This is a genomic window from Microbacterium ureisolvens, from assembly GCF_015278315.1.
Lineage (GTDB): Bacteria > Actinomycetota > Actinomycetes > Actinomycetales > Microbacteriaceae > Microbacterium > Microbacterium ureisolvens.
Map to the genome: position 1 here is coordinate 204,888 of NZ_JADIJE010000008.1, position 15,752 is coordinate 220,639.

Annotated in this window: 12 protein-coding genes and 1 rRNA gene; 9 read left to right on the forward strand and 4 right to left on the reverse strand. The window is 68.6% G+C overall.

Annotation, left to right across the window (positions count from 1 at the left end; all coding sequences use genetic code 11):
- Positions 1–4: 4 nt before the first annotated feature.
- Complete coding sequence (locus IM767_RS13780) at positions 5–610, reverse strand: PH domain-containing protein (protein ID WP_109210941.1); 606 nt, start codon at positions 608–610, stop codon at positions 5–7.
- A 38-nt stretch (positions 611–648) separates the two neighbouring features.
- Between IM767_RS13780 and IM767_RS13785 the strand changes: the two genes are divergently transcribed.
- Complete coding sequence (locus IM767_RS13785; protein ID WP_109210942.1) at positions 649–2,409, forward strand: ABC transporter ATP-binding protein; 1,761 nt, start codon at positions 649–651, stop codon at positions 2,407–2,409.
- Between the two features lie 91 nt (positions 2,410–2,500).
- Complete coding sequence (gene typA / locus IM767_RS13790) at positions 2,501–4,414, forward strand: translational GTPase TypA (protein ID WP_109210943.1); 1,914 nt, start codon at positions 2,501–2,503, stop codon at positions 4,412–4,414.
- Positions 4,415–4,479: 65 nt separating this feature from the next.
- Here the strand turns inward: typA and IM767_RS13795 are convergent, their stop codons facing one another.
- Together IM767_RS13795 and IM767_RS20840 are read right to left on the reverse strand one after the other, a co-directional pair.
- Positions 4,480–6,168, reverse strand: coding sequence for a pectate lyase family protein (locus IM767_RS13795; protein WP_339327398.1), 1,689 nt, complete (start codon positions 6,166–6,168; stop codon positions 4,480–4,482).
- Between the two features lie 190 nt (positions 6,169–6,358).
- Complete coding sequence (locus IM767_RS20840) at positions 6,359–7,705, reverse strand: SMP-30/gluconolactonase/LRE family protein (protein WP_239453362.1); 1,347 nt, start codon at positions 7,703–7,705, stop codon at positions 6,359–6,361.
- A gap of 280 nt (positions 7,706–7,985) precedes the next feature.
- Here IM767_RS20840 and IM767_RS13805 point away from each other — a divergent pair, with 280 nt between their 5' ends.
- From IM767_RS13805 to IM767_RS13830, 6 genes are all read left to right on the forward strand, one after another.
- Positions 7,986–8,750: an AzlC family ABC transporter permease gene (locus IM767_RS13805; protein WP_109210945.1), complete on the forward strand. Its 765-nt coding sequence runs from the start codon at positions 7,986–7,988 to the stop codon at positions 8,748–8,750.
- Complete coding sequence (locus IM767_RS13810; RefSeq protein WP_109210946.1) at positions 8,747–9,061, forward strand: AzlD domain-containing protein; 315 nt, start codon at positions 8,747–8,749, stop codon at positions 9,059–9,061. Before IM767_RS13805 ends, IM767_RS13810 begins: the two co-directional genes overlap by 4 nt.
- Before the next feature lie 96 nt (positions 9,062–9,157).
- Complete coding sequence (locus IM767_RS13815; protein ID WP_109210947.1) at positions 9,158–9,541, forward strand: DUF6113 family protein; 384 nt, start codon at positions 9,158–9,160, stop codon at positions 9,539–9,541.
- Between the two features lie 115 nt (positions 9,542–9,656).
- The gene (gene fdxA / locus IM767_RS13820; RefSeq protein WP_018170155.1) at positions 9,657–9,977 is read left to right on the forward strand and encodes a ferredoxin; all 321 of its coding nucleotides are present in this window, start codon (positions 9,657–9,659) and stop codon (positions 9,975–9,977) included.
- A 1-nt stretch (position 9,978) separates the two neighbouring features.
- Complete coding sequence (dapC, locus tag IM767_RS13825) at positions 9,979–11,097, forward strand: succinyldiaminopimelate transaminase (RefSeq protein WP_109212374.1); 1,119 nt, start codon at positions 9,979–9,981, stop codon at positions 11,095–11,097.
- Positions 11,098–11,283: 186 nt separating this feature from the next.
- Complete coding sequence (locus IM767_RS13830) at positions 11,284–12,582, forward strand: citrate synthase (RefSeq protein WP_109212373.1); 1,299 nt, start codon at positions 11,284–11,286, stop codon at positions 12,580–12,582.
- Positions 12,583–12,683: 101 nt separating this feature from the next.
- On the opposite strand, the gene dapD is transcribed toward IM767_RS13830, so the two are convergent.
- Positions 12,684–13,640, reverse strand: coding sequence for a 2,3,4,5-tetrahydropyridine-2,6-dicarboxylate N-succinyltransferase (gene dapD / locus IM767_RS13835; RefSeq protein WP_109212372.1), 957 nt, complete (start codon positions 13,638–13,640; stop codon positions 12,684–12,686).
- A 559-nt stretch (positions 13,641–14,199) separates the two neighbouring features.
- On the opposite strand from dapD, the gene IM767_RS13840 reads away from it, so the two are divergent.
- Positions 14,200–15,723, forward strand: a 16S ribosomal RNA gene (locus tag IM767_RS13840).
- Positions 15,724–15,752 lie beyond the last annotated feature (29 nt).

The window sequence follows — 15,752 nt, forward strand, 5'->3', positions numbered from 1 at the left end:
GCCGTCAGGCCGTGACGACGATCAGCGCGATCGAGAGTGCCGCGAGCAGGACCGACGTGACGAGGAAAAGCACGTGCCAGCGGCGCTGGACCGGCGTCTCGTCGGCCACGCCGAGCAGGATCTGACCGGCGTCGAGCCGGCGGCGCCAGGTCTCGCGCACGACGAGCGCGGCATCGCCCGAGTCGGTTCCCAGCCGGTCGCTCGGGCGCGCCTCGCCGCCGGCGGCGCGCTCCTCACGGCGAGCCTTCGCGTTGCCCATCATGGTGGTGAAGAAGCCCGGCGCCGGCGCGGACCACGCGGTGAAGCTTCCGGACGGGGTGTGCAGCGTCAGCGCGCGAGCGGTCTCGACGTGAACGAGCGCCTCCCACGGCACATCGACGTCGTGGCTGACGTTCTCGACGCGCACACCGCGATCCGACACGACCACACACGGGCGCCACAGCGCCATCCAGCCGAGCAGGGCGGCCAGCGGTGCGGCGGCGTAGACCCACGCCAGCCGCGCATCCGCGCTCCACACGGCGGTGATCAGTGCGAGCGCCGCGAGACTCCACACGATGACGGCCGCGATGCGGTTGAAACGGGAGTCGATGCGGATCGGCTGGTCGGTCACCTCTTCATTCTCTCTTCCGATCCCACAAGGACCATCCAATGAACGTGTCCCCCGAAATCCCGGTCACCGGCAGCCCGCTGCTGGAGGTGAGCGGACTGTCCGTCGACTTCGCCGTCGACAACTACTGGGTGCCCGCGGCGAAGAAGCTCAACTACACCGTCGAGTCGGGCAAGGCGCTCGCGATCGTGGGCGAGTCCGGCTCCGGCAAGAGCGCGAGCTCCATGGCGATGCTCGGGCTCCTGCCGTCCAACGCCCGCGTGTCGGGCAGCGTGAAGCTCGGCGGCCGCGAGATCCTCGGGCTCCGCAAGGACGATCTGCGCCGGGTCCGCGGCCGCGAGATCGCGGTGATCTTCCAGGAGCCGATGACCGCGCTGAACCCGGTGTTCACGGTGGGCTTCCAGATCATCGAGACCCTCCGGATCCACCAGGGCATGACCCCGAGCGCGGCCCGCACGCGCGCGCTGGAGCTGCTCGACCTGGTCGAGCTGCCTGATCCGCTCAAGGCCTTCAACTCTTACCCGCACCAGCTGTCGGGCGGTCAGCGCCAGCGCGCGATGATCGCGCAGTCCATCTCGTGCGATCCGCAGCTGCTGATCGCCGACGAGCCGACGACGGCGCTCGACGTGACGGTGCAGGCCGAGATCCTCGACCTCATGCGCGACCTCCGGCACCGCCTCGATTCGGCGATCCTCATCATCACGCACGACATGGGCGTGGTCGCCGACATCGCCGACGACATCGTCGTGATGCGCAAGGGCGAGATCGTCGAGCGCGGCAGCGTCGACGCGGTGTTCAACCGCCCCACACACCCGTACACGCAGCAGCTTCTCGCGGCCGTGCCGCGCATCGGCGACGCGCAGGGCGAGACGATCGACACCACGGCGGCACTCGCCGGCGACACCTCGGTGATCCGTCTGGCCGATGTCGCCGCTCGCGAGGACGCGGAGCGTCGCAAGAGCCTCGGCGCACCGGTGCTCGATTTCCAGGACGTGGCGATCGACTACCCGAAGAAGGGGCGCGTTCCGGCGTTCCGCGCGGTGGAGCACGCGAACTTCACCATCTACCCCGGTGAGGTCACGGGCCTGGTGGGGGAGTCGGGCTCGGGCAAGACCACGGTCGGCCGCGCGGCCATCGGCCTCCTGCCGATCGCCGACGGCAAGGCCGAGGTCGTCGGCTACGACATCTCGAAGGCCGACCGTCGCCTCCTCCACAAGGTCCACAAGGACGTCGGCATCGTCTTCCAGGACCCGTCGTCGTCGCTCAACCCCCGGCTGCCGATCGGCCAGTCGATCGGCGAGCCCATGCTGCTGGCCGGGATCGCGAAGGGCCGCGAGCTCGATGTGAAGGTGCAGGAGCTGCTGGATTCGGTCGAGCTGCCCCGCTCCTATCGCAACCGCTACCCGCACGAGCTCTCCGGCGGCCAGAAGCAGCGCGTGGGCATAGCGCGCGCGCTGTCGCTGCAGCCGAAGCTGCTGATCGCCGATGAGCCGACCTCCGCGCTGGACGTCTCGGTGCAGGCGACCGTGCTGCAGCTGCTGCGTCAGCTCCAGGCAGACATGGGCTTCGCCTGCCTCTTCATCAGTCACGACCTGGCGGTCGTCGACTCGCTCGCCGACCGCATCATCGTGATGCACCACGGCCACATCGTCGAGCAGGGCGCGACGGGCCAGATCCTGCGCGCGCCCCAGGAGGACTACACGCGCCGCCTGATCGCCGCCATCCCGGTGCCCGATCCCGACGAGCAGCGCGTGCGTCGCGAAGCTCGCGCGGCTTTGCTCGAGGCGGGCCTGGAAGGCTGATCACGGCGCCGAAAGGCGATACACAGGACTGCCCAATAGAATGGGGGATGCCGGCATTCCGGCATCCCCCATATCTTTCAAGGATTCCCTCATGGCGCGCGCCCTCCGACCGGACCTCCGCAACGTGGCGATCGTCGCCCACGTCGACCACGGCAAGACCACGCTCGTCGACGCCATGCTCCGCCAGACCGGCTCATTCGGCGAGCACGCGCACGTGGAGGAGCGCGCGATGGACTCGAACGACCTCGAGCGTGAGAAGGGCATCACGATCCTCGCCAAGAACACGGCGATCACCTACAACGGTGCCCACACCGACGTGCCGGTCACGATCAACGTCATCGACACCCCCGGCCACGCCGACTTCGGCGGCGAGGTCGAGCGCGGCCTGTCGATGGTGGACGGCGTCGTCCTGCTCGTCGACGCGAGCGAGGGCCCGCTCCCGCAGACCCGCTTCGTGCTGCGCAAGGCTCTCGAGGCCAAGCTGCCGGTGATCCTCCTGGTCAACAAGACCGACCGCCCCGACGCCCGCATCGCCGAGGTCGAGGAGGAGGCGCACGACCTGCTGCTCGGGCTCGCCTCCGACCTCCACGAGGACGTGCCCGACCTCGACGTCGACGCCCTGCTGGACGTGCCGGTGGTCTACGCGAGCGGGCGCGCGGGCGCGGCATCCCGCACCCGTCCCGACAATGGCGCGCTGCCCGACAACACCGACCTCGAGCCGCTGTTCGAGGCGATCCTCGAGCACGTGCCCGCTCCGGCGTACGACGACGAGGCGCCGCTGCAGGCCTGGGTCACGAACCTCGACTCGAGCCCGTTCCTCGGCCGCCTGGCCCTCCTGCGCGTCTTCAACGGCACGCTCAAGAAGGGCCAGACCGTCGCCTGGGTGCGCCACGACGGCTCGCACTCCAACGCCCGCATCACCGAGCTGCTGAAGACCCGTGCCCTCGAGCGCTACCCCGCCGAAGAGGCCGGCCCCGGCGACATCGTCGCGATCGCCGGCATCGAGGAGATCACGATCGGCGAGACGATCGCCGACCCCGAGGACGTCCGGCCGCTGCCCGCGATCACCGTCGACGACCCGGCCATCTCGATGACCATCGGCACGAACACCTCGCCGCTCGTGGGCAAGGTGAAGGGCCACAAGGTCACCGCCCGCATGGTGAAGGACCGCCTCGACCGCGAGCTCATCGGCAACGTCTCGCTCAAGGTCGTCGACATCGGACGCCCCGACGCGTGGGAGGTGCAGGGTCGCGGCGAGCTGGCCCTCGCGATCCTCGTGGAGAACATGCGCCGCGAGGGCTTCGAGCTCACCGTCGGCAAGCCCCAGGTCGTCACGCGCAAGGGCGAGGACGGCAAGGTCAAGGAGCCGTTCGAGCACCTCACGATCGACGCCCCGGAGGAGTACCTCGGCGCGATCACCCAGCTGATGGCGTCTCGCAAGGGCCGCATGGAGACCATGGTCAACCACGGCACCGGCTGGGTGCGCATGGAGTTCGTCGTCCCCTCGCGCGGCCTCATCGGGTTCCGCACCGAGTTCCTCTCGATCACCCGCGGCACCGGCATCGCCAACGCGATCTCGCACGGCTACGACGACTGGGCCGGCCACATCCAGGCCCGCCAGAACGGCTCGATCGTGGCCGACCGCGCGGGCGTCGTGACGCCGTTCGCGATGATGGCGCTGCAGGAGCGCATGAGCTTCTTCGTCCAGCCCACCGAAGAGGTGTACGAGGGCATGGTCGTCGGCGAGAACACGCGCGCCGACGACATGGACGTCAACATCACCAAGGAGAAGAAGCTCACCAACATGCGCTCGTCGACCGCCGACGAGCTCGAGCGTCTGACCCCGCCGCGCCAGCTCTCGCTCGAGGAGAGCCTCGAGTTCGCCCGCGACGACGAATGCGTCGAGGTGACGCCTGAGAAGGTGCGCATCCGCAAGGTGATCCTCGACGCGACCGAGCGCGGCCGCGCCGCCTCGCGCCTGAAGCGCCAGGACGCCAACGCGTAGAGAACGAGAACGGATGCCGCGACCCCGCGCCTCGCTGAGGCATGAGGTCGCGGCATCCGCCGTTCTCAGTCCTTCACGGTCACCGTGATCGGCCGCGCCGGTGTCGAGCCGGCCGCGTTGGAGAGCGTCGCGGTGAACTCGTAGGTTCCGGGTGCGAGCCCACCGACGGCGGTGGCAACGTGCTGGGCTCCCGGCGTGGCGGCCGTGAGCGACTGCCGATCGATCTCGACACCGTCCTGGTGCAGGACGTACTCGATCGCGTTGGTGCCCCACCACAGATCGGCCGAGATCGTCACCGATCCGGTGCGCACGCCCGAGGCGCTGAGGACCGCGCGCGCGGGCGCGGCATCCGTCACCGTCACGGTGTGCACGCGCGACGCCGACTCGCCGTGCGGGTTCAGGGCGACCACACGGTACTCGTAGGCGCCGTTCGCACGTCCCGCGACGTCGAACGCGACCCGCTGTGCTGCGGGGCTCGCCCCCTCGACTCGCTGCGCGTCGACGAGCACTCCGTTCTCGTAGAGCTTCACGACGGTGGCGTTCTGCCCCCACCACAGGTCGGCGAGCACGCGGTACGTCCCGTCGCGGAGCCCGGTGTCGTGACCGTTGTCGTCGGAAACCGCGAACGTGCCCGGCGCGGCCGTGGCGATCGGTGTGCCGGAGTCGATGACGCCGGCGCCCGCCCCCTCCCTGACGATCGCGGCGACCTCGGCCACGGGGTCGAGCGTGTAAGGGTACGCGTTCGCCGGATCCCAGCGCACGGCGGACGACAGCGGGGTCGCCGCTGTCGCGTTGTACGCCGCGAGGACGTCGACCGATTCGCCGTTCACGAGGGTGTCGTCGGCGCGCAGCTCGGTGCCGCCCCATCCCGCGATGATGCGCGAGACGCTCGACGGGTCGATGAGCTCGACGGCGTTGGACTCGGCGACGAGGCTGCTCTCGCGGCCGGCTCCCCAGTAGTACTGGAAGAACGATGAGCCCGTCGCGGAAGACGCGATGGTGTCACCGGTCTGCTCGTAGAGGTTGTTGTAGACGTGCACGTCGCCGAAGCGGACGCGCGGCCCACGCTGGCCGATGTCGGTCCAGCGGTTGTGGTGCTGCGTCACGCGGTGCTGGCCTCGGTCCTGCAGCCGGGAGTCGGACGAGCCGATGATGTCGGTCTTGTCGTGGTGCTGCATCCAGTTCCACGACATCGTCACGAGGTCCGAGCCGTGCGTGATGTCGACGAGGCCGTCGTGCACCTCGAAGGTCTGACCGTAGACCTTCTCGAGGCTCCGGGGCGGGTGGTCGCCGTCGTCGAAGGTGTTGTGGTCGATCCACACGCTCGTCGACGTCCACACCGAGAGGTTGTCGTATGCCGAGTTCCACGCGCCGCCCGCCCCGTCGCCGGCGTCCCACTGCGGGAAGCAGTCGTAGGCGTCCGAGAGGGTGAGATTGCGCACGATCACGTTGTGCGCGTCGCGGATGCGGAGGGATGCCCCGACGACGTGCGCGTCGTCGCCCACACCCACGAGAGTCACGTTCGAGCCGATGTGCTGCAGCGTGAGCTTCGCCTGGAGGCCGGCGGCCTCGACGCGCGCCTGCTCGAGCGGGCCGGAAGGGTCCACGCCCGGACCGAACGCCGCGATGTAGTCCGCCATCCGGAACGGCTGCCCGGTGCCGGCGACGGTCACCTCGCCCGCGATGTCGTCGCACGTGACCCGCGACCCGTCGGGGCGCTGCCAGGGGTCGATCGTGCCGGTGACGTAGACCATCCGCGGCACCTTGTTGTAGCGGGCGTCGTTCTGCGAGCCGCCGGGCGCGCCGGCCAGCGCATCCCGCAACTCCTGCCAGTCGTCGACGACGTACACGTCGGCCGCGGCGGCCGTGGCGCCGCCGGTGACCGGCGCGGCGTTGCGCTGCACCCGCTCGGGGAAAGTCGGGCCCGACCACGACGCCCACCCGTCACCCGGCGCGATCACCTCGCGACCGAGGTCCACGGCGGGCGAGGGCGCCTGGCCGGCGGGCGGTGCGGCGACCGCGATCCCCGCGGGCGCGAGGGCGACGGCGAGCACGGTCGCCAGGCTCGCGGCGCCGATGCGGGCGGGAAGGGGGCGTCGCGCTCGCGCGGCACGCGCGGGCAGCATCGTTCTCATGGGACTCCTTCGTCCTGGGCAGAATCCGTGATGAGAACGGGCACCCGGTGCCCACAAGCGGGGAAGCGTTTTCTGCGTCTGCGACCAGCATGGTCAAGCCGGCGCGAAACCGCAATGCCCGATGCTGCCGCGCGGCTTCCGCAGCCCGGCGCGGCAGAGGCGGTGTGGACCGGGACCGGAAGACGGGTCGTGCCGGTCCGGGGTGCTCAGCGGGGGGCGCGCACCACGTCGTACTCGGTGGCGGGCGTCGGCGGGGTGCCGAAGCGCGCGTTCGGCAGGAACAGACTCGACCCGTACGCGGCGACGGTGGTGGGAACGTCGAACGCGTCGTTCGTGGCGTGTCGACGAGCGAGCCCGATGAGCCGTCGGCATCCAGCCGGACGACGGCGATCTGATCAAGACGGTTCTGCACGACGTAGAGGGTGCGCCCGATGACGAGGATGCCGTCGCCGAACTGCAGCGAGGCGCCACCGAGATCCACGGCGTCGGCCTCGCCGGTGGCCGGATCGACGCGGAAGAGCGTTCCGGTCGACGACTGGATCACGAGGAGCGCCTTGTGGTCCGTCGTCTCGGCGATCCCGTTCGCATTGAACCCCGGCTGCTGCACCCATTCGCCTGTGAGGGGCAGCGTGACCACCTCGGATGCGTCGGGAAGCTCTCCCGAGGGCGAGATGGGGAGGAAGTACAGCTCCGCGGCCGTGCTGTTCGTGAACCACGCGCCGTCGCGGGTGAGGACCACGTCGTTGATGAAGGCGCCCGCCGGTGCGAGCTGATAGCGGGCGAGCTCCTCGCCCGTACCGGAGTCGACGACGCGAACCACTCCGGTGGGGCCGCCGGAGATGAACAGGCGCCCGAATCGGTCGACCTTGAGGCCGGCGGCGGGGATGCCGGGACCCTCGCTGATGACCTCGCCCTCGCCGGAGCGCAGGTTCGCGGCGTAGATGTCGCCGTCGGCCAGCGAACCGAGGTACGCGGTGCCGCGCGGATCGATGGTGATGCCCTCGGGCTGGAACCCGTCGGGCAGCTCGATGAGATCTTCGACAGCGCCGCCTCCACGCGGTGCTTCGACAGCGCCGGCGGCTGTCGCCGACGAGACGGCCAGCATGCCGGCTACGGCGGCGGCAGTCAGGGCACGTACGAGCGTTGGACCGGACATGGCCTCACGACACGTCTGTGGCCGGCCGAGAGGGGGGATATGAGAAAGCTCTCAGACGGATCTCGGGCCTTCGACGACCCGGTTGCGCGCACGGCGAACCCCGTCTTCCGGCACCGGCCTGCGCAGCGGCCCCGGCACCGTCGACTGCTGGCTGAGCGATGCCCCGCCGCCAGCAGCGGCCCCGCCGCCGGCAGCGGCCCCGCCGCCGGCTGGAGGGACCCGGCCACTTCTGGCAGAGCGGCCCGGCGCCCCGCCGCCGGGCCGTCGCTAGCATGACGAGGTGACCCACGACCCTCACTTCGACGACGCGCACAGCGCCGGCGAGGCGAAGCGGGCGGTTCGCGAGGGTCTCGGGGTCGCCCTCGCGACGAGCGCGTACGGCATCTCGTTCGGAGCGCTGGCGGTCGCCTCGGGTCTCGACGTCTGGCAGACGTGCGTGCTCAGCCTCGTCATGTTCACGGGCGGCTCGCAGTTCGCGTTCGTCGGCATCGTCGGCGCCGGGGGATTGGCCGCCGGCTCGTCGGCCATCGCTTCGGCGGCGCTGCTGGGCGTGCGCAACGTGGCGTACGGCATCCGCATGTCGCCGGTGATCGGGACGGGCTTCTGGCGTCGCGCAGTCGCCGCGCAGTTCACGATCGACGAGTCGACCGCGGTGTCACTCGCCCAGAAGACGCGGCACGCGCGCACGCTGGGGTTCTGGGTCACCGGCATCGGCATCTACATCGGCTGGAACCTCTCGACGCTCGCCGGCGCGCTGCTCGGCGACGTGCTCGGCGACCCCCGCGCCTATGGACTGGATGCTGCCGCGGCCGCCGCGTTCCTGGCGCTGCTGTGGCCGCGCCTGCGTGCCCGGCAGCCGATCGTCGTAGGGGTGGCGGCGGCGGTCGTGGCCACCGTGCTCACGCCGGTCCTCATGCCCGGGTTGCCCGTGATCATCGCGGCGGCGGTCGCCATCGTCGTCGGATGGACGAACTGGCTCGGCAGGGACGACAAGACGCCCGCCGCCGAGCCGGATGACGTGGCCGAGAGGGAGGGGCTGCCGTGACCATGTGGACCGCTGTGCTCGTCGCCTCCATCGTGTGCGTCGCCCTGAAGACGGTGGGGTACCTGATTCCGGCGAAATGGGTCGAGGCGCCCACGCCGCTGCGCATCGCCGACCTCCTGACGGTGGCGCTGCTCGCCGCGCTCGTCGCCGTGCAGACGCTCGGTGCCGGGCAGGCGGTCGTCGTGGACGCCCGGGTGCCGGCCCTGCTGGTGGCTGCGGGTCTGCTGATGCTCCGGGCACCCTTCCTCGTCGTGGTGATCGCCGCCGCGCTGGTCGCGGCGCTGCTGCGGCTGTGGGGCTGGGCCGCGTAGGCGACGCAGACGGATGCCGGTGCCCCGGCGTCACCGCATGCCGGCGGACCTGGCCCGCCGACGGTCCGCCGCGGGCACGGTGGGTACCATCGAGGGATGCGCCCCTCGGTTCCCGCCCGCATCGGAAGCTGGATCGTCGCCCTGCTGGTGGGGCTGGTCTACGGCGTGGCCGGGACGGTCGCCCACGCGTACGCCATCGGCTGGTTTCCCCTCGGCCTGATCCTCGGCGTCATCGGCACGGCCGCCCTGCTCCTCGCGGTGCGGCTGCTCACAGCCGATCGCTGGGCGACCCTGGCGACGGGCGTCGGCATGGTGATCTCGACGACGGTGTTCTCCGGCAGCGGACCCGGTGGATCGGTGGTCGTGCCGCAGACCGGCCTGGCCGTCGTCTGGACCCTCACCGTCCCGGTGCTGGTCGCGGTGGCCGTGGCGTGGCCCGAGCGTCTCCCTCGCACCGAGCAGCCGACCTCACCCGCCTGAGTTCGCGCCGTCATACGGCGCGGTCCTCGGGCCGCCGTCCCACGGCCTGAGGCGTAGCCCTGCCCGCCCTCGAGGCATGTGGGGCTCGCCCCTCGCTCGCACGTAGACTGGTCCCGTGACGTACGTGATCGCCCTTCCCTGCGTGGACGTCAAGGACCGCGCCTGCATCGACGAGTGCCCGGTGGACTGCATCTACGAGGGTGACCGGTCGCTGTACATCCACCCCGACGAGTGCGTGGACTGCGGCGCCTGCGAGCCGGTGTGCCCCGTCGAAGCGATCTACTACGAAGACGACCTGCCCGACGAGTGGCAGGACTACTACAAGGCCAACGTCGAGTTCTTCGACGACATCGGATCCCCCGGCGGCGCCGCCAAGGTCGGCGTGATCCACAAGGACCACCCCATCATCGAGGCGCTGCCGCCGCAGGAACACTGACGTGGGGGTCGCCGACCTCGCCGACTATCCCTGGGACGCGGTGGCACCGTACGCCGCGCGAGCCCGCTCGCACCCGGACGGAATCGTCGACCTGTCCATCGGATCCCCGGTCGACCCGACGCCCGCCGTGGTCGCCGACGCGCTGCGCGTCGCAACCGACGCGCACGCCTATCCGCAGACGATGGGCACCCCCGAGCTGCGCGCCGCGATCGCGCAGTGGTACGAGCGCCGACGCGGCGTCCCGGGCTTGACGTCCGAGAACGTGCTGCCGACCGTGGGGTCGAAGGAGCTCGTCGCGCTGCTGCCCCTCCTCCTCGGCCTCGGCGAGGGTGACGTCGTCGTCCACCCGCGTGCCGCCTACCCGACGTACGAGGTGGGTGCGCGCCTCGTCGGCGCCACCCCGGTGGCCGCGGACGATCCGGCGCAGTGGCCTGCGGGAACGCGCCTGGTATGGGTGAACTCGCCCGGAAACCCGGACGGCCGGGTGCTCGATGTCGCGGAGCTCGGCGCCGCCGTGGCCAGAGCTCGGGAGCTGGGGGCGGTGCTCGCCTCCGACGAGTGCTACGCCGAGCTCGGTTGGGACGCGCCGTGGGATGCCGAGCCCGTGCCGTCGGCTCTGGACCCCCGTGTGACGGACGGCGACGTGCGCGGCATCCTGTCGGTCTACTCGCTCAGCAAGCAGTCGAACCTCGCCGGCTACCGCGCCGCCTTCCTCGCCGGCGACCCCGCTGTGGTCGCGCGCCTGCTGACCGCCCGCAAGCACCTGGGACTCATGCTGCCGCTCCCGGTGCAGGCCGCGATGGTCGCCGCCCTCGACGATGACCGCCACGTCGCGGCGCAGAAGGAGCTCTACCGCCGGCGCCGCGAGGTGCTGCGACCGGCTGTCGAGTCGGCGGGGTTCCGCATCGACGCGAGCGAAGCCGGCCTCTATCTGTGGGCCACCGAGGGCCGCGACGCGTGGGAGAGCCTCGGCCGCCTCGCCGATCTCGGGATCCTCGCCGGCCCCGGTCACTTCTACGGCACGCACTTCCCGCAGCACATCCGCCTGTCGCTCACCGCGTCCGACGACCGCATCGCGGCGGCCGCTGACCGCCTGCGCGCGGCCGGGTCGCGGGGCTGAGGATTCCTCCATCGGATGCCGCATCCCTTTGGCCGTGTCAGCAGTAGTCCTGACGGCGGACTAGGCTGTAGAGACGCGGCGACGCGGCATCCCCCGTCCCGTTCCTCCGTCCTGACGCAGACCGTCCCCGGTGTCGCCCAGGACTGGACGACACCCCCATACGACCAGAAATCGCGAGGAGGCGCCGTGAGCGAAGCGGGCACCCAGCAGGAGAAGGCCACCCTCACGATCGGTGAGAGGACCGCTGAGTTCCCGCTCCTGCGGGGCACGGACGGCACCCCGAGCGTGGACCTCTCCACCCTCACCCGCCAGACCGGCTACACGGCTCTCGACTACGGCTTCGTGAACACCGCGGCGACCAAGTCCGCGATCACGTACATCGACGGCGACCAGGGTGTGCTGCGCTACCGCGGGTATCCGATCGAGCAGCTTGCGAAGAACAGCACCTACCTCGAGGTGGCCTGGCTGCTCATCTACGGCGAGCTGCCCTCGGCCGACGAGCTGGCCGAGTTCGACGAGAAGATCCGTCGTCACACCCTGCTGCACGAAGACCTCAAGCGGTTCTTCTCGGCGCTCCCGCACACGGCGCATCCCATGTCGGTGCTGTCGTCGGCGGTCTCGGCGCTGTCGACCTACTACGAGCACCAGTCCGACCCGAACAACCCCGAGCACGTCGAGCTGAACACCATCCGCATGCTCGCGAAGCTCCCCGTGATCGCGGCGTACGCGCACAAGAAGAGCATCGGCCAGGCGTTCCTGTACCCCGACAACTCGCTCGGTTTCGTCGACAACTTCCTGAAGCTCAACTTCGGGGTGCTGTCCGAGGTCTACCAGGTCGACCCCGTGATGTCGCGTGCACTCGAGCGGCTGCTCATCCTGCACGAGGACCACGAGCAGAACGCATCGACCTCGACCGTGCGCCTGGTCGGCTCGACCGGCGCGAACCAGTTCTCGTCCATCTCCGCCGGAATCAACGCGCTCTACGGGCCGTTGCACGGCGGGGCGAACGAGGCGGTGCTCGACATGCTGGCGCGCATCCGCGACTCCGGCGAGAGCGTGCAGCGCTTCGTCGAGCGGGTCAAGAACAAGGAGGACGGCGTCAAGCTCATGGGCTTCGGGCACCGGGTCTACAAGAACTACGACCCGCGCGCCAAGCTCGTCAAGGAGTCCGCCGACGAGGTGCTCTCGGCTCTCGGCGTCAGCGATCCGCTGCTGGATCTCGCCAAGGAGCTCGAAGAGATCGCGCTCAACGACGCGTACTTCCAGGACCGCCGCCTGTACCCGAACGTCGATTTCTACACCGGCGTGATCTACAAGGCGATGGGCTTCCCGACCCGCATGTTCACGGTGCTGTTCGCGATCGGGCGTCTGCCCGGATGGCTCGCCCAGTGGCGCGAGGCCGCCGGCGACCCGCAGACCAAGATCGGCCGCCCGCAGCAGCTGTACGTCGGGGCCGCGGAGCGGAATTACCCCGGTCTGTCCTGAATCGAGCCGCCGCGCGGAGGTGCCACTTCGCGACGTGGCGATGGAATGACGGATGCCGCGCCCCGATCGGGGGCGCGGCATCCGGCGTTCTCGGACGGAGATCAGGCGTGCAGCGCCTCGTTGAGGGTGACGCCCACGCCTGCGCGACGCACGGCCTCGACGGCGCCGGTCAGCGAGTTGCGCCGGAACAGCAGACCGGCGCGGCCCGAGAGCTCGCCGCCCTTGACGGTCGGAAGCGAGCCGTCGGCGCGGCGAGGCTCGTCGGCGAGCACGATCTTCGTCCCCGCCGTGACGTAGAGTCCGGCCTCGACCACGCAGTCGTCCCCGAGCGAGATGCCGATTCCGGCGTTCGCTCCGAGCAGCGTGCGGGCGCCGACCGACACCTTGTGGGTACCGCCGCCGGACAGTGTGCCCATGATCGAGGCGCCGCCGCCGATGTCGCTGCCGTCGCCGACGACGACACCCTGCGAGATGCGACCCTCCACCATGCTCTGGCCGAGCGTGCCGGCGTTGAAGTTCACGAAGCCCTCGTGCATGACGGTCGTGCCGGGCGAGAGGTATGCGCCCAGACGCACGCGGGAGGCGTCGGCGATCCGGACACCCGGGGGAGTGACGTAGTCCAGCAGCCGGGGGAACTTGTCCAGTCCCTGGATCTGGATCCCGTCGCGCGCGAGGAACGGGCGCAGCCGGGTGACGGCGTCGGGGTGCATCGGGCCGGCCGTGGTCCACGCGACGTTGGGGAGATGGCCGAAGACGCCGTCGAGATTCACCTCGTTGGGGCGCACGAGCCGATGCGACAGCGCGTGCAGGCGGAGGTAGGCGTCCGGGGTCGAGGACGGGGCGGCGTCGAGATCGACCTCGATCGTCACCACGTCGACGCTCACCGCACGTCGGTCGTCAGCCACAGCGAGGCGGTCCAGCTGGTCGGGCGGCATCTGCGGATCGAACCCGAGCGGAATCCGCCCCGCGGCGGGGAAGGGGAACCACGTGTCGAGCACGGTCCCGTCTTCGGCGGTCGTGGCGAGGCCGACGCCCCACACCCATCGTTCATCGGTCATGGAATCAACGGTAGCGCGGCCGGCTGAGCCGGTTTCCGCGTGATTCCGCGGGTGGCGGGGTGCGACACGCCCGGGATGTGGGGCCGATTCGACGTCGGTGCGGGTTCGGCGTAATGTTCTTGTTGTTCGCCCCAAAGGGTAGAGCGGAAGGCCGGAAGGCCTGGCTCCCCTCAAGCAGCGAACCACCCCATCCGATCTGCTCCTGGTGAGCGGGCCGGGTTTCGGTTTAGGATGGGTTTCTTCCACTCTCGTGTCGGTTGCATCCGGCTGTGGTGAGGTCGTGTGCCTCGCCTGGCTGGTTTGACAGGCGGGCCGGGATGTGTAAGATAGAGAAGTTGCCCTGCGGCGAAGGTTGAAAGACTGGAACGCGGGTGCGTCCGATCTTTGAGAACTCAACAGCGTGCACTTGTCAAATGCCAATTTTTTTCTCTGTCGATCAGTTTTCTGGTTGGTGGGGGTCTTTTTGGATCAATTCATGGATGTCAGTTTGATATTCGTTTTTGGTCATGATTGAACTCGTTGCTTGCGGTCTTATTCCGACTGTTTGCAGCATCATTTTTTTATGGAGAGTTTGATCCTGGCTCAGGATGAACGCTGGCGGCGTGCTTAACACATGCAAGTCGAACGGTGAAGCCCAGCTTGCTGGGTGGATCAGTGGCGAACGGGTGAGTAACACGTGAGCAACCTGCCCTGGACTCTGGGATAAGCGCTGGAAACGGCGTCTAATACTGGATATGAGACGTGATCGCATGGTCAACGTTTGGAAAGATTTTTCGGTCTGGGATGGGCTCGCGGCCTATCAGCTTGTTGGTGAGGTAATGGCTCACCAAGGCGTCGACGGGTAGCCGGCCTGAGAGGGTGACCGGCCACACTGGGACTGAGACACGGCCCAGACTCCTACGGGAGGCAGCAGTGGGGAATATTGCACAATGGGCGGAAGCCTGATGCAGCAACGCCGCGTGAGGGATGACGGCCTTCGGGTTGTAAACCTCTTTTAGCAAGGAAGAAGCTTTTTGTGACGGTACTTGCAGAAAAAGCGCCGGCTAACTACGTGCCAGCAGCCGCGGTAATACGTAGGGCGCAAGCGTTATCCGGAATTATTGGGCGTAAAGAGCTCGTAGGCGGTTTGTCGCGTCTGCTGTGAAATCCCGAGGCTCAACCTCGGGCCTGCAGTGGGTACGGGCAGACTAGAGTGCGGTAGGGGAGATTGGAATTCCTGGTGTAGCGGTGGAATGCGCAGATATCAGGAGGAACACCGATGGCGAAGGCAGATCTCTGGGCCGTAACTGACGCTGAGGAGCGAAAGGGTGGGGAGCAAACAGGCTTAGATACCCTGGTAGTCCACCCCGTAAACGTTGGGAACTAGTTGTGGGGTCCTTTCCACGGATTCCGTGACGCAGCTAACGCATTAAGTTCCCCGCCTGGGGAGTACGGCCGCAAGGCTAAAACTCAAAGGAATTGACGGGGACCCGCACAAGCGGCGGAGCATGCGGATTAATTCGATGCAACGCGAAGAACCTTACCAAGGCTTGACATACACGAGAACACCCTAGAAATAGGGGACTCTTTGGACACTCGTGAACAGGTGGTGCATGGTTGTCGTCAGCTCGTGTCGTGAGATGTTGGGTTAAGTCCCGCAACGAGCGCAACCCTCGTTCTATGTTGCCAGCACGTAATGGTGGGAACTCATGGGATACTGCCGGGGTCAACTCGGAGGAAGGTGGGGATGACGTCAAATCATCATGCCCCTTATGTCTTGGGCTTCACGCATGCTACAATGGCCGGTACAAAGGGCTGCAATACCGTGAGGTGGAGCGAATCCCAAAAAGCCGGTCCCAGTTCGGATTGAGGTCTGCAACTCGACCTCATGAAGTCGGAGTCGCTAGTAATCGCAGATCAGCAACGCTGCGGTGAATACGTTCCCGGGTCTTGTACACACCGCCCGTCAAGTCATGAAAGTCGGTAACACCTGAAGCCGGTGGCCTAACCCTTGTGGGGGGAGCCGTCGAAGGTGGGATCGGTAATTAGGACTAAGTCGTAACAAGGTAGCCGTACCGGAAGGTGCGGCTGGATCACCTCCTTTCTAAGGAGCACCTCAATCCTTCGGGGTTG